The sequence below is a fragment of the Brevibacillus choshinensis genome, from assembly GCF_001420695.1.
In the GTDB taxonomy this organism is placed as follows: domain Bacteria; phylum Bacillota; class Bacilli; order Brevibacillales; family Brevibacillaceae; genus Brevibacillus; species Brevibacillus choshinensis.
Map to the genome: position 1 here is coordinate 1,277,568 of NZ_LJJB01000007.1, position 18,090 is coordinate 1,295,657.

Consider the following 18,090-nt stretch of genomic DNA (forward strand, 5'->3'; position numbering starts at 1 on the left):
TGAATGCCTGGGCTGCTTTTTTTGTGTACTTTTTGTAAAAAAAGATAAAAAAAGGTAACCCGATCATATTCGATTCGTATATACTTATGTCTTGCTGGAATATTGTCCCTCCGACCTCGGACGGAGAAGAAATTCCACCCGGTGGCTGTTTTGCACAGGAGGGAAAAACTGGCACAATGATGCAAGGAAATGATTGCTAATTACTTGGAGGAATCAAGGTGAAAAAACGAGCGTCAATAATTCTGGCTTCCCTGTTGCTTGTTGCGACTGGATGCGGGCCTGCTCCTGAAGCTCCACAGCAAGCAGAAGCGAAGGCAAAAGTAGTTGAAGTCGTCAAAGTGACGAAGGCGGCAAATCCCGTGGTGCTGAGCGTGACGGGAATGGTCGAGGCAAAACGGGATGCCGTACTGCCTTTCGGAACAGGCGGAACGATCTCGGCCATACAAGTAAGCAAAGGTGCCAAGATCGGTCAAGGTCAGCTCTTGGCAACGTTGGACACCCGGTACTATCAAAAAGAAGTGGAAGTGGCAGCGAGTCAGGTCGCTGAGGCAGCCGCTCGCAAGACGCAGACACTCAAAGGTGCGACTGCACAAGCGATCGAACAGCAACGCTTGCAAGTAAAAAGCGCGCAGAACCAGCTGGAAAAAGCTCGGCAGGATGTCACGGTGGGTGAAAAGCTGTTAGCTGGCGGGGCTATTTCGCAAAGCGAAATAAATGATCGCAAGCGAGTGCTGTCCCAAGCAGAAATTTCTGTAAGAGACGCACAACTGGCATTAGATGAACTTCAGCGTGGAGCACAGCCAGAGGATGTAGCAGTAGCCAATGCTTCAATCAAACAAGCATCTGGACAGGTAGACCGAGCGAAAAAGAGCCTAGACGATGCCAAAATCGAAGCTCCTTTTGCAGGTACGATTGTGGATGTCTTCAAGCAATCGGGCGAACAGGCTTCACCCGGTGAACAAATCATTCACTTAGTCGATCTGTCCGAGGTAAAAGTGACGTTGGACATCACGAATGAGGGAATCGGTCAGTTCCACGAGAAAGCAAAGGTACAGATCGTTTCCAGTGATGGCAAGAAAAGCAATGGAACAGTTACATTCGTCTCTCCTGTTGTCGACAAGCAGACGGGCAAATATCGTGTCGAGGTAACGGTCCCGAACCCGGATAGCTACTGGCGTGGTGGTATGACAGCGACAGTGGAAGTGCCACGTAAAATAAATGGCTTTCTCGTACCGCTGGAGAGTGTAGGGGTGAGTCAATCTCAGCATTATGTTATGGCCGTGGAGAACGGCTTGACGGTACGCAAGGAAGTCAAGGTAGGTCAAATGACTGGCGACCAGATTGAAATCTTATCTGGGATTAAAGAAGGAGACCAGCTCCTGCGTTCCGGCATTACGTTTTATGTTGAGGGGCAAAAAGTAGAGGCGAAGGGAGAATAGCTGCATGAATAAGATGATTCTCTTTTTGCTGAAACGCCGACTGATCGTCTACCTCTTTACATTCTTGCTCGTGATCGCGGGAATCGGCTCCTTGTTGAGCTTCAATGTGGAGCTGGTACCGAAAACGGATTTCCCAGTCCTTTCCGTCAACATTTCAGGAGGCTCCATACCACCGGAAGAGATGGAAGACAAGGTCACCAAAAAGATTGAACAAGAACTAAAGTCGATTACCGAAATCAAAGAGTACACGTCCACCACAGGTTCAGGCTCAGTCCGAATCTCGATTACTGCCAAAGAAGGCACTGGTGAAAAAGTCAAACAGGACGTGCAGAACGCTGTTAACAGACTCCGCAACGGCTTCCCAAAAGCAGTAGATCGAGTGGAAGTGAATCAGATGAGTTTTGGGGATGATGCCCTGATCGACTATGCGTTGGTCGGAGCGGATCCACAATCAATGCTGAGCTTGGCAAAGACAACGATCAAAGACCGAATTGAAGCAGTGCCAGGCGTGAAGGAAGTAGAAATTTCCGATCGCAGCTTTGAAAATCAGATAGCCGTGACCTTGCGACCGGATCAGCTCAATGCTTACCGAACGACGCCAGCCGATGTGATCGCACAGCTGCAGGATACCAACTGGAAGCAAGCTGTGGGAACGTTGGAAAACTCCGGATTTGATACGGTTGTCATGGTGGACGATACGTACAGTACTGTTCAGGAAATGACGGTACTCCCCATAGAGACGCCAAATGGAACTGTTCCGTTGAGCCAGCTTGCGACGATAGAAGATCTGAGAGGGAAAGTCAAAGACTCGGTTGCGCTGACGAATGGAAGTGTTTTTGTACACTTGAGCGTAAAACGGGCAGATGGCAGTGATTTAATCACTACGCAAGGTAAGGTAGAGCAGATCGTCCGCGAGATTAATACAGAGGCGAACGGACAGTACCAATTGAAAGTCATGATAGAAGCGGTCTCCTATATCCAGCACGCGGTAACTAACCTGAGCCGTGACGTCATGATCGGGGGCGCACTAGCTATCATCATTCTGTTCGTGTTCCTGAGAAATTGGCGGGTCACGCTGGTTATTGCTACCACCCTACCTTTATCCGCACTCATGACTTTTATTGCGATGAAGCTGGGTGGCTACAACATTGACATGGTGAGCTTGCTTTCTCTCAGTTTGTCTGTCGGTCTGATTGTAGATGCAGCCATTGTTGTATTGGAGAGCATCTATCATTTCAGGGAAAAGGGAGAGCCTTTGACACATGCGATTGTCAAAGGGACACGCGAAGTATTGACGCCTGTTTTTACCTCGCAATTGACGATTATCATCGTATTTTTACCGTTGATCTTCGCGGATTTCGAAGACTGGCTGAAACCGATTTTGGCAACGATTGCCTTTACCGTTTCCTCCGCGATCGTTGCTTCTACGATTGCCGCTTTTTTCTTCGTCCCTGTGTTCTCCGATCGCTTTCTGCAAAAAGATAAGAAGGTGTCACTGGAAGGTGAAGCAAAGGAACATGTGATTGTTCGTGGGTTTAGCAAGCTTCTGCAATTGGCTTTGCGTCATCGCGTGAAAACGTTGCTCGTTGCCGTCGCTACGTTCGTCGTAGCTGGGGTGATGACGCCACTCATGAAGATGGGGCAAGGGATCGATGCCAACGAAAATCTGGTGTTTGCCTCGATTGAGATGCCTACCGGGTCGACACTGGAAAAAACCCAAAAGGCCGCGTTGGCAGGAGAAACCACATTACGTGAGATTCACGAGGTAAAAGATGTTTTCTTCTTCTCTTCCAAAGAAAACTCGGAAATATTTATCTCCTTGCGACCTAAGAGTGAACGCCAGCGTGACAAGGAAGCGTTGACGGCAGATATCAATGAACGCCTGAAAGCCATACCGGGCATTGAATCGATCACGACAAACTTCGGTGGGCAAGGAACAGACGCCCCAATCCAACTGGATATCGTGGGTGACGACTTGGAACAAATGCGTTTGATCGCCACAGATGTGGAAGGCATGCTTGCAACCATTCCGGGCGTCGAGAACATCCGTAATGATTTTAAGGAAGGAAAGGAAAAAGTCACCCTCGTTCCGAAGCAGGAAGCCATGTCGCGTCTGAATGTAGATCCGCGTTCCTTGCTGCAGCAGCTCAGTTCGATGATTGGAGATCAACCGATTACGTCGGTTACAAAAGACGGGATCGAGGTAGATGTCGTCGCCAAGCTACCGGACAACTGGCTGAAGCATCCAGATCAGCTGCATAGCATGATGATCAGCAGCAAGAGTGGGGCACAAGTGCCGCTGTCAGAATTGGTAGAATGGACGTACAGTAAATCTCCTGTCGTCATCACCCATGAGAAAGGGGAACGCATCGTTACAGTTTCAGCTGAATTGCAGGGAAGTGATTTGGGAGCAGTAGGACGACAAATCACAGAGAAGCTGCCTACGCTTGCAGTTCCAGCGGGATACTCCATTGATATTGCTGGGAAGCTGAAAGAACAGAGTGCGAACATGACTCAGGGAGTCTTTGTCTTTGCCGGAGTGCTCGCCCTGATCTACGTGGTGATGGTTGCCCAGTTCGGACGTCTCTCTCAGCCATTTATCATCTTGCTGACGATTCCGATGGCCCTCGTCGGGGTAGTGATTGGTTTTGTCCTAACGCAGCGTGTGTTTGGTGAGATGGCGATGATCGGGATCATTATGCTGGTCGGTATCGTGGTATCAAACGCTATCCTGCTGATCGACCGAATCAACCTACTACGCGGTCGCGGTATGAATTTGGCGGAGGCGATCGTTCAAGGTACCAAGGAACGCGTACGTCCGGTCATCATGACCAAGCTGACGGCTATTCTGGGAATGCTTCCGATGGGCTTGGCCATGGCAGAAGGCTCCGATCTTGAAGCGCCGCTTGCTACCGCTGTGATTTCGGGGCTTGTCTTCCACACGATCGTGACACTCATACTGGTTCCCGTGTTGTACTCGCTGTTTGAAGGGGCAAAAGAAAGACGTTTGGCTCGCAAACTGGCTCGTCAAGCCAAGCGTCAGGAGAAGAAAACAGAAAAGGCGAAATTACAGCCGACTCAAATGTAAAACCATCGTGGTAGGAGAAGGGGAGTGTGCGATTCCCCTTCTCTTTTCCTTTTCGTTCATCAGAAAGTTCTGTAGAATAAAGAAAAAGCCATAAGGATAGACTGATGGGCATCTTGAAGGGAGAATGGATATGGATTTGCAACTGCAAGGAAAGACGGCAATCGTACTCGCATCGTCAAAAGGACTTGGAAGAGCCACTGCAATTTGTCTCGCACAAGAAGGAGCGAACGTGACGATTTGCGGGCGTGATGAAGCGGCCCTGGCGAGTGTGCGCGCTGAAATTGAGCAGGCGACAGGCAAGGCACCTCTAGCGGTTACAGTCGATGTGACCAAGGGAGAAGACATTAAGCGCGTAGTAGACGAAACGGTTCGACATTTCGGCAACGTACATATTTTGATTAACAATTCAGGTGGACCTACGCCGGGTTCCTTTGATCAGTTGAGTGACGAGCATTGGATCAAAGCATTCGAGCTGAACCTGCTCAGCTATGTACGTGCGATTCGAGCAGTCTTGCCGCACATGCGCGCCAATCAGTTCGGCCGCATCATCAACTTTGCATCCTCTTCTTTCAAACAACCTCTGGAGAACCTGATTCTCTCCAATACATTCCGCACAGGCGTGCTGGGGTTGGCCAAAACCTTGTCCGCAGAGCTTGGGCCAGACGGCATTCTGATCAATACGATTGGACCAGGGCGAATCGCAACAGATCGCGTGAAGCAGTTGGATGAAATGGATGCGGAGAAAAAGGGTACGGATGCCCATTCTGTGCGCACTCAATCAGAAAAGCTGATCCCACTCGGTCGTTACGGTCAGCCGGATGAGTTTGCACGCATGGTGACGTTTCTCGCATCACCTGCCAACAGTTATGTGACAGGACAGTCCTTCCTGGTAGATGGTGGCTTGGTACGGGCTATTTAAAGATACGAAGAAAAAATGTAGGAAAGGGGTCTTCGCATGAGCAAAGAAAGCTCGTTTGATATTGTATCCAAGGTCGATCTGTCTGAGGTAAACAATGCGATCCAGACTGCCCTCAAGGAGATTGAGAACCGCTTTGATTTCAAAGGGACGAAAAGCAAGATTACGTTGGAAAAAGAAGAGCTCGTGCTCGTCTCAGATGACGATTTCAAGCTCGGACAGGTCAAGGATATTCTAATCAGCAAGCTGGTCAAGCGGGAAGTGCCTATCAAGAACCTGGACTATGGAAAAGTTGAGCCTGCCTCAGGTGGTACCGTTCGCCAGCGCGTCAAGCTCGTCCAGGGTATCGATAAGGAAAATGCGAAAAAAATTAACAACATCATCAAGGATGCTGGTCTGAAAGTGAAGACGCAAATTCAGGACGATCAGATCCGCGTGACAGGAAAAAGTAAAGATGAGCTGCAGCAAATCATCATTGCGATACGCGAGTCAGACCTTCCTCTGGATGTGCAATTTATCAACTATCGATAAATGCTAGAAAAGTTTTGCTTCTAACTCTCAATATTTTCGCGTATGCATGTACAAATAAGTGACAAGCACTAGCGAAAGGGAGAGTAGAGACATGAAGGTCTTTATCGTCAGTATGCGCAATCTCATTTTGGGTGGAATCGTCTTCCTGATCGTACTGGTGGCGGGCATCGTGTTATTAGTAAAAGATCCATTGCACGTCTCAGATTCGTATCGACCGGGAGAAGAAAGTGTAACAGCATCCACGACTCCAATGACGCAACCAGTCGGATCGGAAAAGCCGTCGTTGAATTTAGACATTCAGGTAGACGGTAGCACGGCAGAAGTATCACTGCTCACACAGAACTTTCAGTTTGTCCAAGAGAATGGTGATATGAGTCAACAGGCGATATTCGGACAAGGTCACGCTCATTTGTACCTCGATGGGGAAGCAAAAGGCATGATCTATCATCCGGAGTTCCTTTTGAAGAAGCTGCCAAAAGGTGAGCATGAGCTGCGAGTAGAACTGAACTACAGCAACCATCTCCCGTACAAAGTGGAGTCCATCCAAAAGTTTGTTGTGAAGTGATAGGTAAGCGTTCCGATTGTGGGACGCTTTTCTTTTTTGCTAATGGGAGGAATATGTTGGAGGAAGGAGAATCATACTTTTGCAAGGCAGAATAGTCTGAATGTTTTGGAGGTGCTTGTATGCTGCGTCAGATCACTATTGGAGATTTACTGGATGAGACAGCGGGTCGATACCCGGAGAAAGAGGCTCTCGTATATCAGGAAAGAGGGCTACGCTATTCATTTGCGCAATTCCAGGAAATTTGTAATCAGGCAGCCAGAGGATTCATGTCACTAGGGATTCAAAAAGGGGAAAACATCGCGATTTGGGCGACGAATGTTCCTGAATGGGTCATTTCTCAATACGCCACCGCGAAAATGGGCGGCGTTTTGGTGACGGTCAATACGAGTTATCGGACACATGAGCTAGAATATCTACTTCGCCAGTCAGAATCCACGACGTTGCTATTGATAGATTCGTATCGCGATGCGGACTATGTTGGAATGGTTCGGGAAATCTGCCCCGAGCTAGCGAATTGTGAGCCAGGAAACCTCCAATCAGCTCGACTGCCTCATTTGAAAAACGTTATCTATATCGGGGAAGAACGTCAGCCCGGTATGTTTTTATGGCGTGATTTGCTGGAACGCTCCGCACAGGTCGCTGAAGAAGAGCGAAAGGCGAGACAACAAACCTTGCTCCCCGATGAAGTCATCAATATGCAGTACACCTCCGGGACGACCGGTTTTCCCAAAGGTGTCATGCTCTCCCATAGCAATATCGTCAACAATGCCATCAAGGTTGCAGAGTGCCAACGTTTGGGAATGGAAGACCGGGTGTGCATTCCCGTTCCTTTCTTTCACTGCTTCGGATGTGTGATGGGGACGCTGGCGTGTGTTGCGACAGGAGCGACGATGGTCCCTGTAACGGCCTTTGATCCCGGACTGGTTCTCTCGATTGTAGAACAAGAGCGCTGTACGGCTCTATACGGTGTTCCGACGATGTTTATCGCGGAGCTGAACCACCCGTCGTTTGCCGAGCGTGATCTGAGCTCCTTGCGAACAGGAATCATGGCAGGCTCGCTATGCCCGATCGAAGTCATGAAAAACGTCGTTCATAAAATGGGCATTCGGGATATTACCATCGCGTATGGGCAGACGGAATCCTCTCCCGTTATTACACAGACCGTTCCGAATGATTCCATTGAACGAAAAGTAGAGACAGTCGGGCGAGTCCATGAAGGGGTGGAGGCGAAGGTTATCGATCCGATCACAGGCGAAACCTTGCCGCCGGGAGTACAGGGGGAATTGTGCACACGGGGATATCTGGTTATGAAAGGGTATTACAACATGCCAGAGCAAACCGCAAAGACGATTGATTCTGACGGCTGGCTGCATACCGGAGACCTCGCCACTGTGGACGAAGAGGGCTACTATCGAATCACAGGTCGACTCAAGGACATGATTATCCGAGGTGGAGAAAATATTTATCCGCGCGAGGTTGAGGAATTCCTCTATACCCATCCACACATTTTAGACGTCCAGATCGTAGGTGTTCCCGATACCGTATACGGGGAGCAGGTATTGGCATGTATCCGTGTCAAACCAGGCGAAACGTTGACAGAGCAAGACGTACTCAGCTATTGCGAGGGAAAAATAGCTCGCTATAAAATCCCCAAGTACATTCAATTTATCGATGAGTATCCGATGACCGCTTCAGGAAAAATCCAGAAATTCAAATTGCGCGAGTATGCGATTCACGCTTTTGGATTACCTGGAGCGGGGAGTACAGAAACAGCCTAAAAGTGGTGAAAGCAGTCACTCAGCGGCACATGGCCGTGGAAGGGCTGCTTTTTGCATTCTTCATCTCCGGAAAAGGAGGAAATACGCATGTTAGCAGTTTTGCAAAAAACCAAGGATGGATATGTGGCTCGTTTTGAGACTCTAAACTGGAGTATAAATGGAGAAGACCGAGTTCGGTTTGAACTATATTCAGAATCCGATGGATGTCGGTTGGTCCTGTTTGAAAAGATCAATAAAATGACAGGTGACACTCCGAAAGATCTTGCAGGCTGGCATGTATGTTTGGATGTAATCAAAGCATTGCTGGACGACCGTATCGTTGACTCGCGTGAAAAAGAATGGGAAAAATGGTATAAGGAATACTCTTTACTTGTTGAAAACTTTGATTATAGCTAGGAGCATTAAGGTTAGGTATTCTCTTTTCGAGGATCGAACACTATGGGGATAATGGAAAATATTATGAACAGCTACTCTTTACATTCGAACATGTCTCCTCTATGATGGTGGGAAATGCAGGGAGAGGGGCAGCAAGCTATGGAGATTAGACGACTAGGTCCCGAGGATGCAGAAGCATTTTCTGTAGTGAGACTCGAGGCATTACAAAAAGATCCGGATGCTTTCGGAGCTACATATGAGGACGAGAAAAAGCGCACGCTGGAGGAATGGAAAGAGAGATTGTCACAAACATCACCCAGCGAAAGTGGTTTTTTTGGAGCTTTTTCTGATGGGGAAATCGTAGGGACGATCGGTTTCTTCCGACATAAAGGGACGAAAGCGCGACACAAAGTAGCGATTGTCTCCATGTACGTAAGAGAATCCCACCGGGGCTCAGGGCTGGCAGCAGGGTTAATGAACGCGGCGATCGATTATTTACGTGGATTAGGGGATGTAGATCAGGTGCAGCTGGCAGTCGTCACGACGAATCCCGCCGCTGTCCGCTTCTATGAAAAAATGGGATTTGCAACATATGGCTTTGAAAAGCGTGCGCTCAGAGTAGGGGATCAGTATTTCGACGAAGCGCTGATGTACCTCCTGTTCGAATAAAGAGTCGATCATCTGTATCATAAAAAAGCGAAGGCATGGAAAGTACCTGCCTTCGCCTCTCTTTATATGCGTTTGCTAGAAGGTATCCGTTTAGCGGTTTGCCTCATAAGCTGCAATTTTGTCTTCGTATTGCAAGGTAATGCCGATATCGTCCAGACCATTCAACATGCAGTAACGACGATAGGAATCCACTTCAAACGGATAGGAGAGACCCTCATTGTCTTTCACGACTTGCTCTTGCAGGTCGATTGTCAATTGATAATTTTCATTCTCTTGTGCACGTTTGAACAGTTCATCTACTTGTTCTTCGCTTAGTGTGATCGGCAAGAAGCCGTTTTTGAAGCAGTTGTTGTAGAAGATATCAGCAAAAGACGGTGCAATGACCGCACGGAACCCGTAGTCTGTCAGAGCCCAAGGCGCGTGCTCACGGGAGGAACCGCAGCCAAAGTTGTTCCGAGCCAACAGAATCGTAGAGTCTTTGTACTCTGGCGTATTCAGGATGAACGAGTCGATGGGGGTTCCATCAACGGCAAAGCGCCATTCGTAAAACAGGAATTGGCCAAAGCCGCTGCGCTCGATACGCTTCAAAAACTGTTTGGGAATGATTGCGTCTGTATCTACGTTTACACGGTCGAGTGGTGCTACCTGACCCGTGTGGATGACAAATGGGTTCATTGGAATACCTCCTGGCTTGCGTTCTCATTTTTCCATTCACGCACGTCAACAAAGTGACCAGCAATTGCCGCAGCAGCAGCCATTTCGGGGCTGACCAAGTGAGTGCGTCCACCGCGTCCTTGGCGTCCTTCAAAATTCCGGTTGGAAGTGGATGCACACCGCTCGCCTTCCGACAGGATGTCCGGGTTCATCGCCAGACACATCGAGCAGCCTGATTCACGCCAGTCAAAGCCAGCTTCTTGGAAAATGAGATGCAAACCTTCTTGTTCTGCAATTTGTTTCACTGCCTGCGAACCAGGAACGACCATGGCATGAACAGAAGGGGAGACCTTACGTCCTTTCGCTACCTCAGCTGCTTTTCGCAGGTCTTCGATACGACCATTCGTACAGGAGCCGATAAACACACGATCGATTTTAATTTCGTTCATTGGTGTGCCAGGTGTCAGACCCATATAAGCGAGAGCGTCTTGCGCAGCTTTACGCTGAGCGGTTGTCTCGAAGGACTCTGGGTTTGGAACGGTGCTGGTGATATTCGTACCCATTCCGGGGCTGGTTCCCCATGTGACTTGTGGAGCGATCTGTGTCGCATCGATTTCTACGACCGTATCGTATTGGGCTCCTTCGTCCGTGCACAGTTGTTTCCAAGCTTCTACTGCAGACAGGAAGTCTTCGCCTTGCGGAACGAAGCGCTTGTTTTTCAAGTATTCAAACGTCGTTTGGTCAGGTGCGATCAGACCGGCGCGAGCGCCTCCTTCGATCGTCATGTTACAAACGGTCATGCGCTCTTCCATCGTGAGCTTGCGAATGGCAGCACCTGTATACTCGATGACATAGCCTGTAGCAAAATCAGTACCGTATTTTGCGATAATCGCCAAAATTAAGTCTTTTGCGCTAACACCGAAAGGCAAGTCGCCGTTTACGCGAACTTCCATGGTTTTTGGTTTGAGCTGTTGGAGACATTGAGTTGCCAGTACGTGTTCAACTTCGCTAGTACCGATCCCGAACGCAAGTGCACCAAAAGCACCGTGTGTAGAGGTGTGGCTGTCACCGCAAACGATGGTTTTCCCTGGATGAGTCAGGCCGAGCTCAGGACCGATAACGTGCACGATACCTTGGTCAGGGCTGTTCAGATCAGCTAGTGTGATGCCAAACTCTTTGCAGTTGTCCGTCAATGTTTCCATTTGCTGACGGGAGATGGGGTCTTTTACGTTAAAGCGGTCAGCGGTAGGAACGTTGTGGTCCATGGTTGCGAAAGTCAATTCAGGGCGACGAACTTGTCGTCCTGCCAGGCGGAGTCCTTCAAAGGCTTGAGGAGAGGTTACCTCGTGAACCAGGTGCAAGTCGATGTACAAGAGGCTAGGCTTACCTGCTTCTTCGTGAATCGCGTGATTGTCCCAAATCTTTTCAAACATCGTGCGGGCTTTCATAATAATGATTCCTCCTTCGTGCGAAACTCTTACCAAGGTTGTATCATGGCAAAGAAAATAGTTCAAAGATATAATAATTATGAGAAGGATAGTTTTTGCCTATCGGGAGGTTTTTATGGAGTTACGACAAGTTCGCTATGTGATTGCCGTTGCGGAAGAACGCAGTTTTTCACGCGCAGCAAACCGATTACATCTGGCTCAGCCATCGCTTAGTCAACAGATTGCCAAACTAGAAAAGCTGCTCGGAGTGAGCTTGTTTCACCGATTGCCCCAACATGTGGAACTGACGGATGCGGGTCAACGGTTTGTTCAAGTCGCGCAAACGCTAGTTGACATGTCTGAAGGGCTTGAGCGGGAAATGCGCGCCTATGCTGTGGGAGAGAGTGGGAAGCTGATTGTAGGGAGTCTGCCAATCACTGGTGCCTACGTTCTTCCACGTGTCATTTCGGCCTTCACGAAGCAGTTTCCTGGTGTCGAGCTGCAATTGATGGAGGACACCTCCAGTCATCTGGAGCAGTTGCTGGTCAGAGGGAAGATTGATGTGAGCTTGCTGACGATGCCGATCAGCGATCCGTCTCTGGAAATCATTCCAGCGATCAACGAAGATATCTTCCTGGCGCTGCCTCCTCAGCATCCACTGGCAGATCGGGAGGAAGTTGATCTGGCTGAAGTGGCGGATCAGCCTTTTATTTTGCTGAAGGAAGGGCAAGGCTTTCGCACCATTTCCTTGAAGCTCTGTGAACAGGCGGGATTCCGTCCGCGAATCGTTTTTGAGAGCAGCAACATCCAGACCGTGCAATCGCTTGTAGCCGCAGGGATGGGACTGTCTTTTGCTCCAAAGATGATTACATTAGCACCAGGAACGGTAGAACCGCCTATCTATGTAAGACTGTCAGCAAAGCCTTACCGGACACTAGTCGTTGCCTATCGCAAGGACAGGCCGTTGTCACGTCCGGCTGAAGCGTTCGTACAGAATCTCGTCGAGCAAGGTGCGCATGTCTAATACGGAGTCTAGAAAACGCCAAAACCCAGTACTCGCCGCGACGAGTTTACTGGGTTTTTCATCTATCTTGTCGCTATTGTACGAGCTCAGAAAAAACGACTAACCTGCGTGCATGCTCCTGCTTTTTCTTGTTAAACTTGCCCGAGCATGTAATGAGGTTGAGGTGAGAGCCGTCCGTATCGCCGAAGATTTTTTCAATGGGTGCCTGATCCGCAAGAAAACTCTCCACCCGATTGACTTGGAAGGTGAGAATCTTCCCAGCAGCGTCGCTTACCTTTATGTGATCCCCGGGCTGTAGCTTTCGGAGGTTATAAAATACGGCAGGGCCTGTGTAATGATCAAAATGCCCAGCGATGACGGCATTTCCCTTCATGCCTGGTCGTGTCCAAGGAGCGAGAATTCCTACGCGATCAAACGCTTTCGGAACATCCATTTGCCCATTTTGCAATACGCCAACGGGTTCTACAAGGGTACTGAGTTGAATGGCGGGAATCTGCAGCTTTTTGGGTATAATTCCTTGGACGAGCGGTGTAGCAGGTATTTTTTTCGCTGGTAGAAACGGACCATATTTGATCTGCTTGGTACTGTCGATGACGATAGGCAAATCAGGTGCTTTGCTTTCGACTGTTTTCTCGATCACTGGTGGTTGAGGAATGGGAGGTTCTGCGTTTTGACCACATCCGGTGGCAATCAGGCAAAACAAAATCATGGACATGAAAAAGGGTTTCATCGGATACCTCCAAATGCCTTCACAAAAAGATAAAAAGAGGGAAAAATCCCCTCTTTAGTCACTAGCTCCACCCATACCTGTTTTCGGCATTGCCTTGATATGAGCGCCTTTTTTCGCTGCTTTGGTATGCATTTTGTGCGCTTTGGTTTTCATGTGGTGGGCTTTCGTATGCACTTTGTGATGTTTCTTGTGACCGTCATGGGTCGCAGCAGAGACAGGGAGTGCAGAGCATACAACGCAGAGTGCCAGAGCAAAAGCAGCTAATTTCTTCATGGTGTCACCATCCTATTGGTATTGGACTTACATGAAGTAGGTTTTCCTAACTGCTTGGTTTAAGTACTGGGAAAAGGAGCAGAAATGAGTATCTAAGGATAGAGAACCACTCTCTTCCAAGTGTCATGTGAGCACTTCAAGTTACACATAAGCACCGCGGATATGGTACACTATTTCCAAATCATTCTGGGAGGGAACACACATGAGAGAAGTAAAAACCGAAGCAGATTTCGAACAAGCGATCGCAGCTTCCAAGCCAGTCGTCGTTAAATTTTTCACCGACTGGTGTCCGGATTGCCATCGGATCGATCCTTTCATGCCAGCGGTAGAAGAGAAGTATCAAGCCGATCTGGACATGATTTCGGTGAACCGCGATACATTGCCAGAGCTGTCTCAAAAGCTGGATGTGTTCGGGATTCCTAGCTTTATTGCGTTTCAAGAAGGAAAAGAGCTCGTGCGCTTCGTAAGTAAACTGGGCAAAAATCGTGAAGAAATCGAACATTTTCTAGATCGTGCCATTCAAGTGGGCAAAGGGCTGGAGTAAGCGTAAAGAAGGTACTAAACGCAGGGAGAAATGCGAATCATGCAAGTCATGAAAAAAGAAGGGGAATGGCTCGTTGCACGCTTGACTGCTGCAGACGCTGCTGTTCCCATTGGGAACCTGCTGAGAGAGGGATGGAAGCTGCCTCGCAAGCAGGTCCATCTTTTATTTCAGCATAAAGAAGTGCTGATTGATGGTCAGCCTGTACCACAACACTTCACTGGAAAAGAAGGACAAGAAATTCGCTTGCACATGTGTAAGCCGGAGCCTCTCGGGATGGACCCAGTAGATCAGCCTGTAGATGTCTTGTACGAAGACGACCATCTGCTCATCGTCGAAAAAGAAGCAGGGGTTCTGTTGCATCCGACTGAACCACACCATCATTTGACCTTGGATCACATGGTCGCAGGTCATTTTTTTCGGACTGGACAGCAAGCAAAAGTACGGCATTTGCATCGACTCGATCAGGATACATCAGGAGTCGTCTTGTATGCCAAGCATCCGTGGGCGTCTGCCATCCTGGACGAGATGCTGCGGGAACGAGATATTAAACGCACGTATGTAGCTTTTGTCCATGGACAGCTGGCAAAAGATAGCGGAAAGATCAATGAGCCAATAGGTAAAGACCGCAATCATGCCACACGAAGAAGAGTTGCGCCTAATGGAGACGCAGCCGTCACTCACTACACAGTGCGACAAAGGTATCGCAACAGTACGCTGGTCGAATGCAGACTCGAGACAGGGCGGACGCATCAGATTCGTGTCCATCTCAGTCACATCGGTCATCCGCTCCTAGGGGATGTCTTGTACGGAGGCAAGCGTGATCTGATTAGCCGCCAGGCCCTTCATGCAGAAGTACTGCGGTTCGAGCATCCCTTTGGAGGTCAGTCTATCGAGGTGCGTGCATCGCTGCCTGCTGATTTGCTTGATTTGGAAAAGAGATTGCGATAAGTGCCAATGCATCGTTAGGTGAATAAACTGCCAGGGAGGACTCATGAGAGGGTGGTGTGATGAAACGACCCACAATCGGTATTCTGACCTGGCGGGAAGGCAAGAAGTTTGCAGAACCTGCCTATTTCCGACTTCTTCACCGGGCAGGACAAGAGCTGGGTAGTACCGTATTTCTTTTTTCGCCAAAGGATGTTCTGGCTGCCGGAAAACAGGTGAGAGGATTCGTCCTGGACAGTAATGGAAAATGGCAAGCTCGCATTTTTGAACGACCGGATGCTGTCTTTGACCGCTATCGTTATACCCCGACCCAAGCCTTCAAGGATTACGTAGCGTTTCGGCGCACGAGTAATTTTTTGTATGCAAACAATCGTCTGGCGAACAAATGGCGTGTTCATGAGGTGTTAGATCGGGATACCAGAATGCACAGGTGGCTCCCGGAGACCGTCTTGTACAATCGCGCCAATTTCGTAAAAATGCTGGGTCGCCACTCGTATTTGTACGTAAAGCCTTTGAACGGTACAGGTGGACGTAATATCCTGTGCATTGAGAAAACAGTGCAAGGCTACCGACTATTGGGACGAGACAAGCAGAGAGCCAAAATATCCACGGTCCTGAAACAGGTCGATTCTGTCCAACGGTGGGTAGATAACTGGACGAAGAAGGAGAAATACATCGTCCAGCAAGGGCTCCGATTGCAGCTTGTTCCGAAAAGAGCAGTAGATATGCGACTGCTGATTCAAAAAGATGGCGAGGGTGATTGGAAAGTCACGGGTCACGGGATGCGGGTGGGCGGAGAGCGCAGCGCTACTTCCAATTTGCACGGGGGAGGAAAGGCGATTGCCGTTCCTGAGTTTTTACGACCGCGCTTTGGAGAAGCACGTACTGCCGAAATCGTACGTGACTGTGAGCAGCTCGCTTATCAGACGGCAGAGTCGTTAGAGAACCATTTTGGACGTATGGTAGAATTCGGTCTGGACATCGGGATCGATGTGAACGGACGTGCATGGTTGATCGAGGTAAACCCCAAGCCTGCCCGAGAAGTGTTCCGCGAAATGGGGGCACTCCAACAGTACAAACATGCAATCACAAGGCCTCTCGAATACGCGATGTATCTGGCCAGGACCAAAGGGCGCGAGGAAAAAGAGAGCAAGTACTCGAAAGTGGCGTCGAGGCGATAACTCGTTGGTGTACGTAAGACAACAAGCCGGATCTGATGAGGTCCGGCTCTTTATATTGGATAACATAATGATTATTATGTAAACTAAATGATTCGCTTAGCAAAGCATTAGACATCTTGTGACATACGCACCATGTCAACCACCTGTATGCCATTCTCGAAGATAGGTTGATCGTAATGACGAAGAAAAAAATCCCGATCAATTCCAGTCATACGAAACCCGCATTTTTGATAAAGCGCGAGTTGGTCCACGCTTGAATTTCCTGTTCCTACCTCAATGGTCCGGTATCCGAGTTGCTTCGCTTGTTCGATGGCGTGCAACACTAATTTCTTCCCGATTCCTTTCCCTTGATGAGCTTCATCAACAACGACATTGACGAGCTCGATCGTGTCAGGACGGGTGGGCAACAAGACGTACACTCCGACCATCATTTCCTCATCGATAGCGACGTAGCACGAGCCCCGTTTGAGGTAACCTTCTACCAACGTCTGAGAGGGATCTGCAAGTAAAAGTAACTCCATAGGGGGAGTGGTTTCGAAGGCTAATGGCTGGATGATCATGTTTATTTTCTCCTTTTCACCATTGTCTGGCTACCGGTTGGTTATCGGTTCAGACAAGAGAGTCATTTCATGCGAGGTAATTCTTTGGTTTTTGTAATAGAAGTGATACTGATAACATTCCGTGGTAGAGAGCATCGCAGGCAAGAAGAGGGGGACATTTTCCGGTACCCCGGCGTTGTCCGGATGAAGCAGCCAGTCCAGCTCTTTCCACGCTAAAATCCCTTCATCGACCAAAATCGGGGTAGCAAATGTCACGTCCTCCGGTACTTCTGCGATAAAAGCATGCATCCCACCTGTAGACTCACCCTCAAGATCCCAGGAAACGATTCCTTTGTATTCTGCCGACGCTAAATGAATGCCCGTTTCCTCGAGGACCTCACGCAGCACACTAGCGAGCGGCGCTTCTCCTGGTTCCAGCTTGCCGCCGACGCCGTTCCAGAGACCCATGGTAGGGGGATGGAAGCGATTTAACAAGAGAAAACGGGTTTGTTGCTTGAGAAAGCAGATCGTGTACTTGATCATGAATGCACCACCTTGGTATGTGTCCTTCTGTGTCCCAAATCCAGCCTTTTCCTGTTTCATTGTAATGGACAAAGGTATATTGAACAATGAATTCAACGCAGAAAAGCAGGAGATGATTACCACCATCTCGAATAAGCATACAAACGACTTGGAGAAAAGTATCCGTCCGATTCTCGTGACGGTTTTTTCTACTTTCGAAAATAATAAATTTCGGTGGCGTGTTACAGGGTGAAAGTAGATGTGCATCTAAGGCTCGGCCGGAAAGCTGGGTGCAGCCAAGTAGTCTAATATTGTGACGGCGTAATAGTTCTGTCACATGATTATACCCCCTTGATTGTTGGCGAGAATGGGGAGAGAAGGAGTGATGAACGTGGAACAACTGCTTCAACTTGCGAAAGATTACTGGCCGGTTGCACTTTGCATCATCGTCGTGATCATGTTAGCTCAATGGATGGTGCGCAGTCTGGTTCGTATTATTTCCCTGCTTGTGGTGATTGGGGTAGTTCTTGTCCTCTTCTTCCAATTCAGTCCTGAAGAAGTTATCCAAATGGGTCGTCAAGCTGTGCAGGCCACACAGGAGGTCGTCGATAAGACGATCAAGCCTGTATTGGACGGAGAGCTGAAGGACGCAGATATTGCGTTTCAGCCAGATGGCAGCTATGAAGTAAGGACAGCGAGTATTCGCATCGTAGGGAAGAAAGGCGAGTCGAAGGCAACTGTCTATTACAAAGACGAAAAATGGGAAGTGGATATCGGTCAATTGGGCAAGATGTTCCAGGACCGTCTCGGCAAGGCTGAACAAGAAGGTACCACCATGTAAGAAGGACAGAGCACAAAAAGACGCAGGCCCAAGCTGAAGTGCACCCCTT

The 18,090-nt window shown here is 48.8% G+C and carries 19 protein-coding genes; 13 read left to right on the forward strand and 6 right to left on the reverse strand.

Features of this window, described 5'->3' with window-relative positions; all coding sequences use genetic code 11:
- Window positions 1-218 precede the first annotated feature (218 nt).
- The 8 genes from AN963_RS06200 (at window position 219) to AN963_RS06235 (ending at window position 9,361) form a co-directional block, all read left to right on the forward strand.
- On the forward strand, window positions 219-1,439 hold the full coding sequence (locus AN963_RS06200) for an efflux RND transporter periplasmic adaptor subunit (RefSeq protein WP_055743648.1): 1,221 nt from the start codon (window positions 219-221) through the stop codon (window positions 1,437-1,439).
- Between the two features lie 4 nt (window positions 1,440-1,443).
- Window positions 1,444-4,527, forward strand: coding sequence for an efflux RND transporter permease subunit (locus AN963_RS06205; protein WP_055743649.1), 3,084 nt, complete (start codon window positions 1,444-1,446; stop codon window positions 4,525-4,527).
- Window positions 4,528-4,657: 130 nt separating this feature from the next.
- Window positions 4,658-5,446, forward strand: coding sequence for an SDR family oxidoreductase (locus AN963_RS06210; RefSeq protein WP_055743650.1), 789 nt, complete (start codon window positions 4,658-4,660; stop codon window positions 5,444-5,446).
- Between the two features lie 36 nt (window positions 5,447-5,482).
- Entirely contained in the window at window positions 5,483-5,974 is a 492-nt protein-coding gene (locus AN963_RS06215; protein WP_055743651.1) for a YajQ family cyclic di-GMP-binding protein, read from the forward strand.
- A 91-nt stretch (window positions 5,975-6,065) separates the two neighbouring features.
- A complete protein-coding gene (locus AN963_RS06220; protein WP_055743652.1) occupies window positions 6,066-6,539 on the forward strand; it encodes a hypothetical protein in 474 nt (157 codons plus the stop codon).
- Between the two features lie 119 nt (window positions 6,540-6,658).
- Window positions 6,659-8,317, forward strand: a complete 1,659-nt coding sequence (locus AN963_RS06225) for an AMP-binding protein (RefSeq protein ID WP_055743653.1) — start codon at window positions 6,659-6,661, stop codon at window positions 8,315-8,317.
- An 87-nt stretch (window positions 8,318-8,404) separates the two neighbouring features.
- On the forward strand, window positions 8,405-8,713 hold the full coding sequence (locus AN963_RS06230) for an SRPBCC family protein (protein ID WP_055743654.1): 309 nt from the start codon (window positions 8,405-8,407) through the stop codon (window positions 8,711-8,713).
- A gap of 138 nt (window positions 8,714-8,851) precedes the next feature.
- Complete coding sequence (locus AN963_RS06235; protein ID WP_055743655.1) at window positions 8,852-9,361, forward strand: GNAT family N-acetyltransferase; 510 nt, start codon at window positions 8,852-8,854, stop codon at window positions 9,359-9,361.
- A gap of 90 nt (window positions 9,362-9,451) precedes the next feature.
- Here the strand turns inward: AN963_RS06235 and leuD are convergent, their stop codons facing one another.
- A complete protein-coding gene (gene leuD / locus AN963_RS06240) occupies window positions 9,452-10,036 on the reverse strand; it encodes a 3-isopropylmalate dehydratase small subunit (protein ID WP_055743656.1) in 585 nt (194 codons plus the stop codon).
- Window positions 10,033-11,463: a 3-isopropylmalate dehydratase large subunit gene (leuC, locus tag AN963_RS06245; protein ID WP_055743657.1), complete on the reverse strand. Its 1,431-nt coding sequence runs from the start codon at window positions 11,461-11,463 to the stop codon at window positions 10,033-10,035. The genes leuD and leuC overlap by 4 nt, the downstream gene beginning before the upstream one ends.
- A gap of 115 nt (window positions 11,464-11,578) precedes the next feature.
- Between leuC and AN963_RS06250 the strand changes: the two genes are divergently transcribed.
- Window positions 11,579-12,466 carry a LysR family transcriptional regulator gene (locus AN963_RS06250; RefSeq protein WP_055743658.1) on the forward strand — a complete coding sequence of 296 codons (888 nt, stop codon included), beginning with the start codon at window positions 11,579-11,581 and terminating at the stop codon, window positions 12,464-12,466.
- A 73-nt stretch (window positions 12,467-12,539) separates the two neighbouring features.
- Here the strand turns inward: AN963_RS06250 and AN963_RS06255 are convergent, their stop codons facing one another.
- Window positions 12,540-13,196 (reverse strand): class F sortase, encoded by a 657-nt coding sequence (locus tag AN963_RS06255; protein WP_055743659.1) that lies wholly within the window; start codon window positions 13,194-13,196, stop codon window positions 12,540-12,542.
- A gap of 54 nt (window positions 13,197-13,250) precedes the next feature.
- On the reverse strand, window positions 13,251-13,469 hold the full coding sequence (locus AN963_RS06260) for a hypothetical protein (protein WP_055743660.1): 219 nt from the start codon (window positions 13,467-13,469) through the stop codon (window positions 13,251-13,253).
- 202 nt (window positions 13,470-13,671) lie between these two features.
- Between AN963_RS06260 and AN963_RS06265 the strand changes: the two genes are divergently transcribed.
- From AN963_RS06265 to AN963_RS06275, 3 genes are read left to right on the forward strand one after another with little or no spacing between them, the layout of a single operon-like run.
- On the forward strand, window positions 13,672-14,013 hold the full coding sequence (locus AN963_RS06265; protein WP_055743661.1) for a thioredoxin family protein: 342 nt from the start codon (window positions 13,672-13,674) through the stop codon (window positions 14,011-14,013).
- 39 nt (window positions 14,014-14,052) lie between these two features.
- Window positions 14,053-14,961 (forward strand): RluA family pseudouridine synthase, encoded by a 909-nt coding sequence (locus AN963_RS06270; RefSeq protein WP_055743662.1) that lies wholly within the window; start codon window positions 14,053-14,055, stop codon window positions 14,959-14,961.
- A gap of 59 nt (window positions 14,962-15,020) precedes the next feature.
- Window positions 15,021-16,139, forward strand: coding sequence for a YheC/YheD family endospore coat-associated protein (locus tag AN963_RS06275; protein WP_055743663.1), 1,119 nt, complete (start codon window positions 15,021-15,023; stop codon window positions 16,137-16,139).
- Between the two features lie 107 nt (window positions 16,140-16,246).
- Here the strand turns inward: AN963_RS06275 and AN963_RS06280 are convergent, their stop codons facing one another.
- Together AN963_RS06280 and AN963_RS06285 are read right to left on the reverse strand one after the other, a co-directional pair.
- Window positions 16,247-16,699 (reverse strand): GNAT family N-acetyltransferase, encoded by a 453-nt coding sequence (locus tag AN963_RS06280; RefSeq protein WP_055743664.1) that lies wholly within the window; start codon window positions 16,697-16,699, stop codon window positions 16,247-16,249.
- Between the two features lie 30 nt (window positions 16,700-16,729).
- A complete protein-coding gene (locus tag AN963_RS06285) occupies window positions 16,730-17,221 on the reverse strand; it encodes an NUDIX hydrolase (RefSeq protein ID WP_055743665.1) in 492 nt (163 codons plus the stop codon).
- A 370-nt stretch (window positions 17,222-17,591) separates the two neighbouring features.
- On the opposite strand from AN963_RS06285, the gene AN963_RS06295 reads away from it, so the two are divergent.
- Window positions 17,592-18,041 (forward strand): hypothetical protein, encoded by a 450-nt coding sequence (locus AN963_RS06295; RefSeq protein ID WP_055744471.1) that lies wholly within the window; start codon window positions 17,592-17,594, stop codon window positions 18,039-18,041.
- Window positions 18,042-18,090 lie beyond the last annotated feature (49 nt).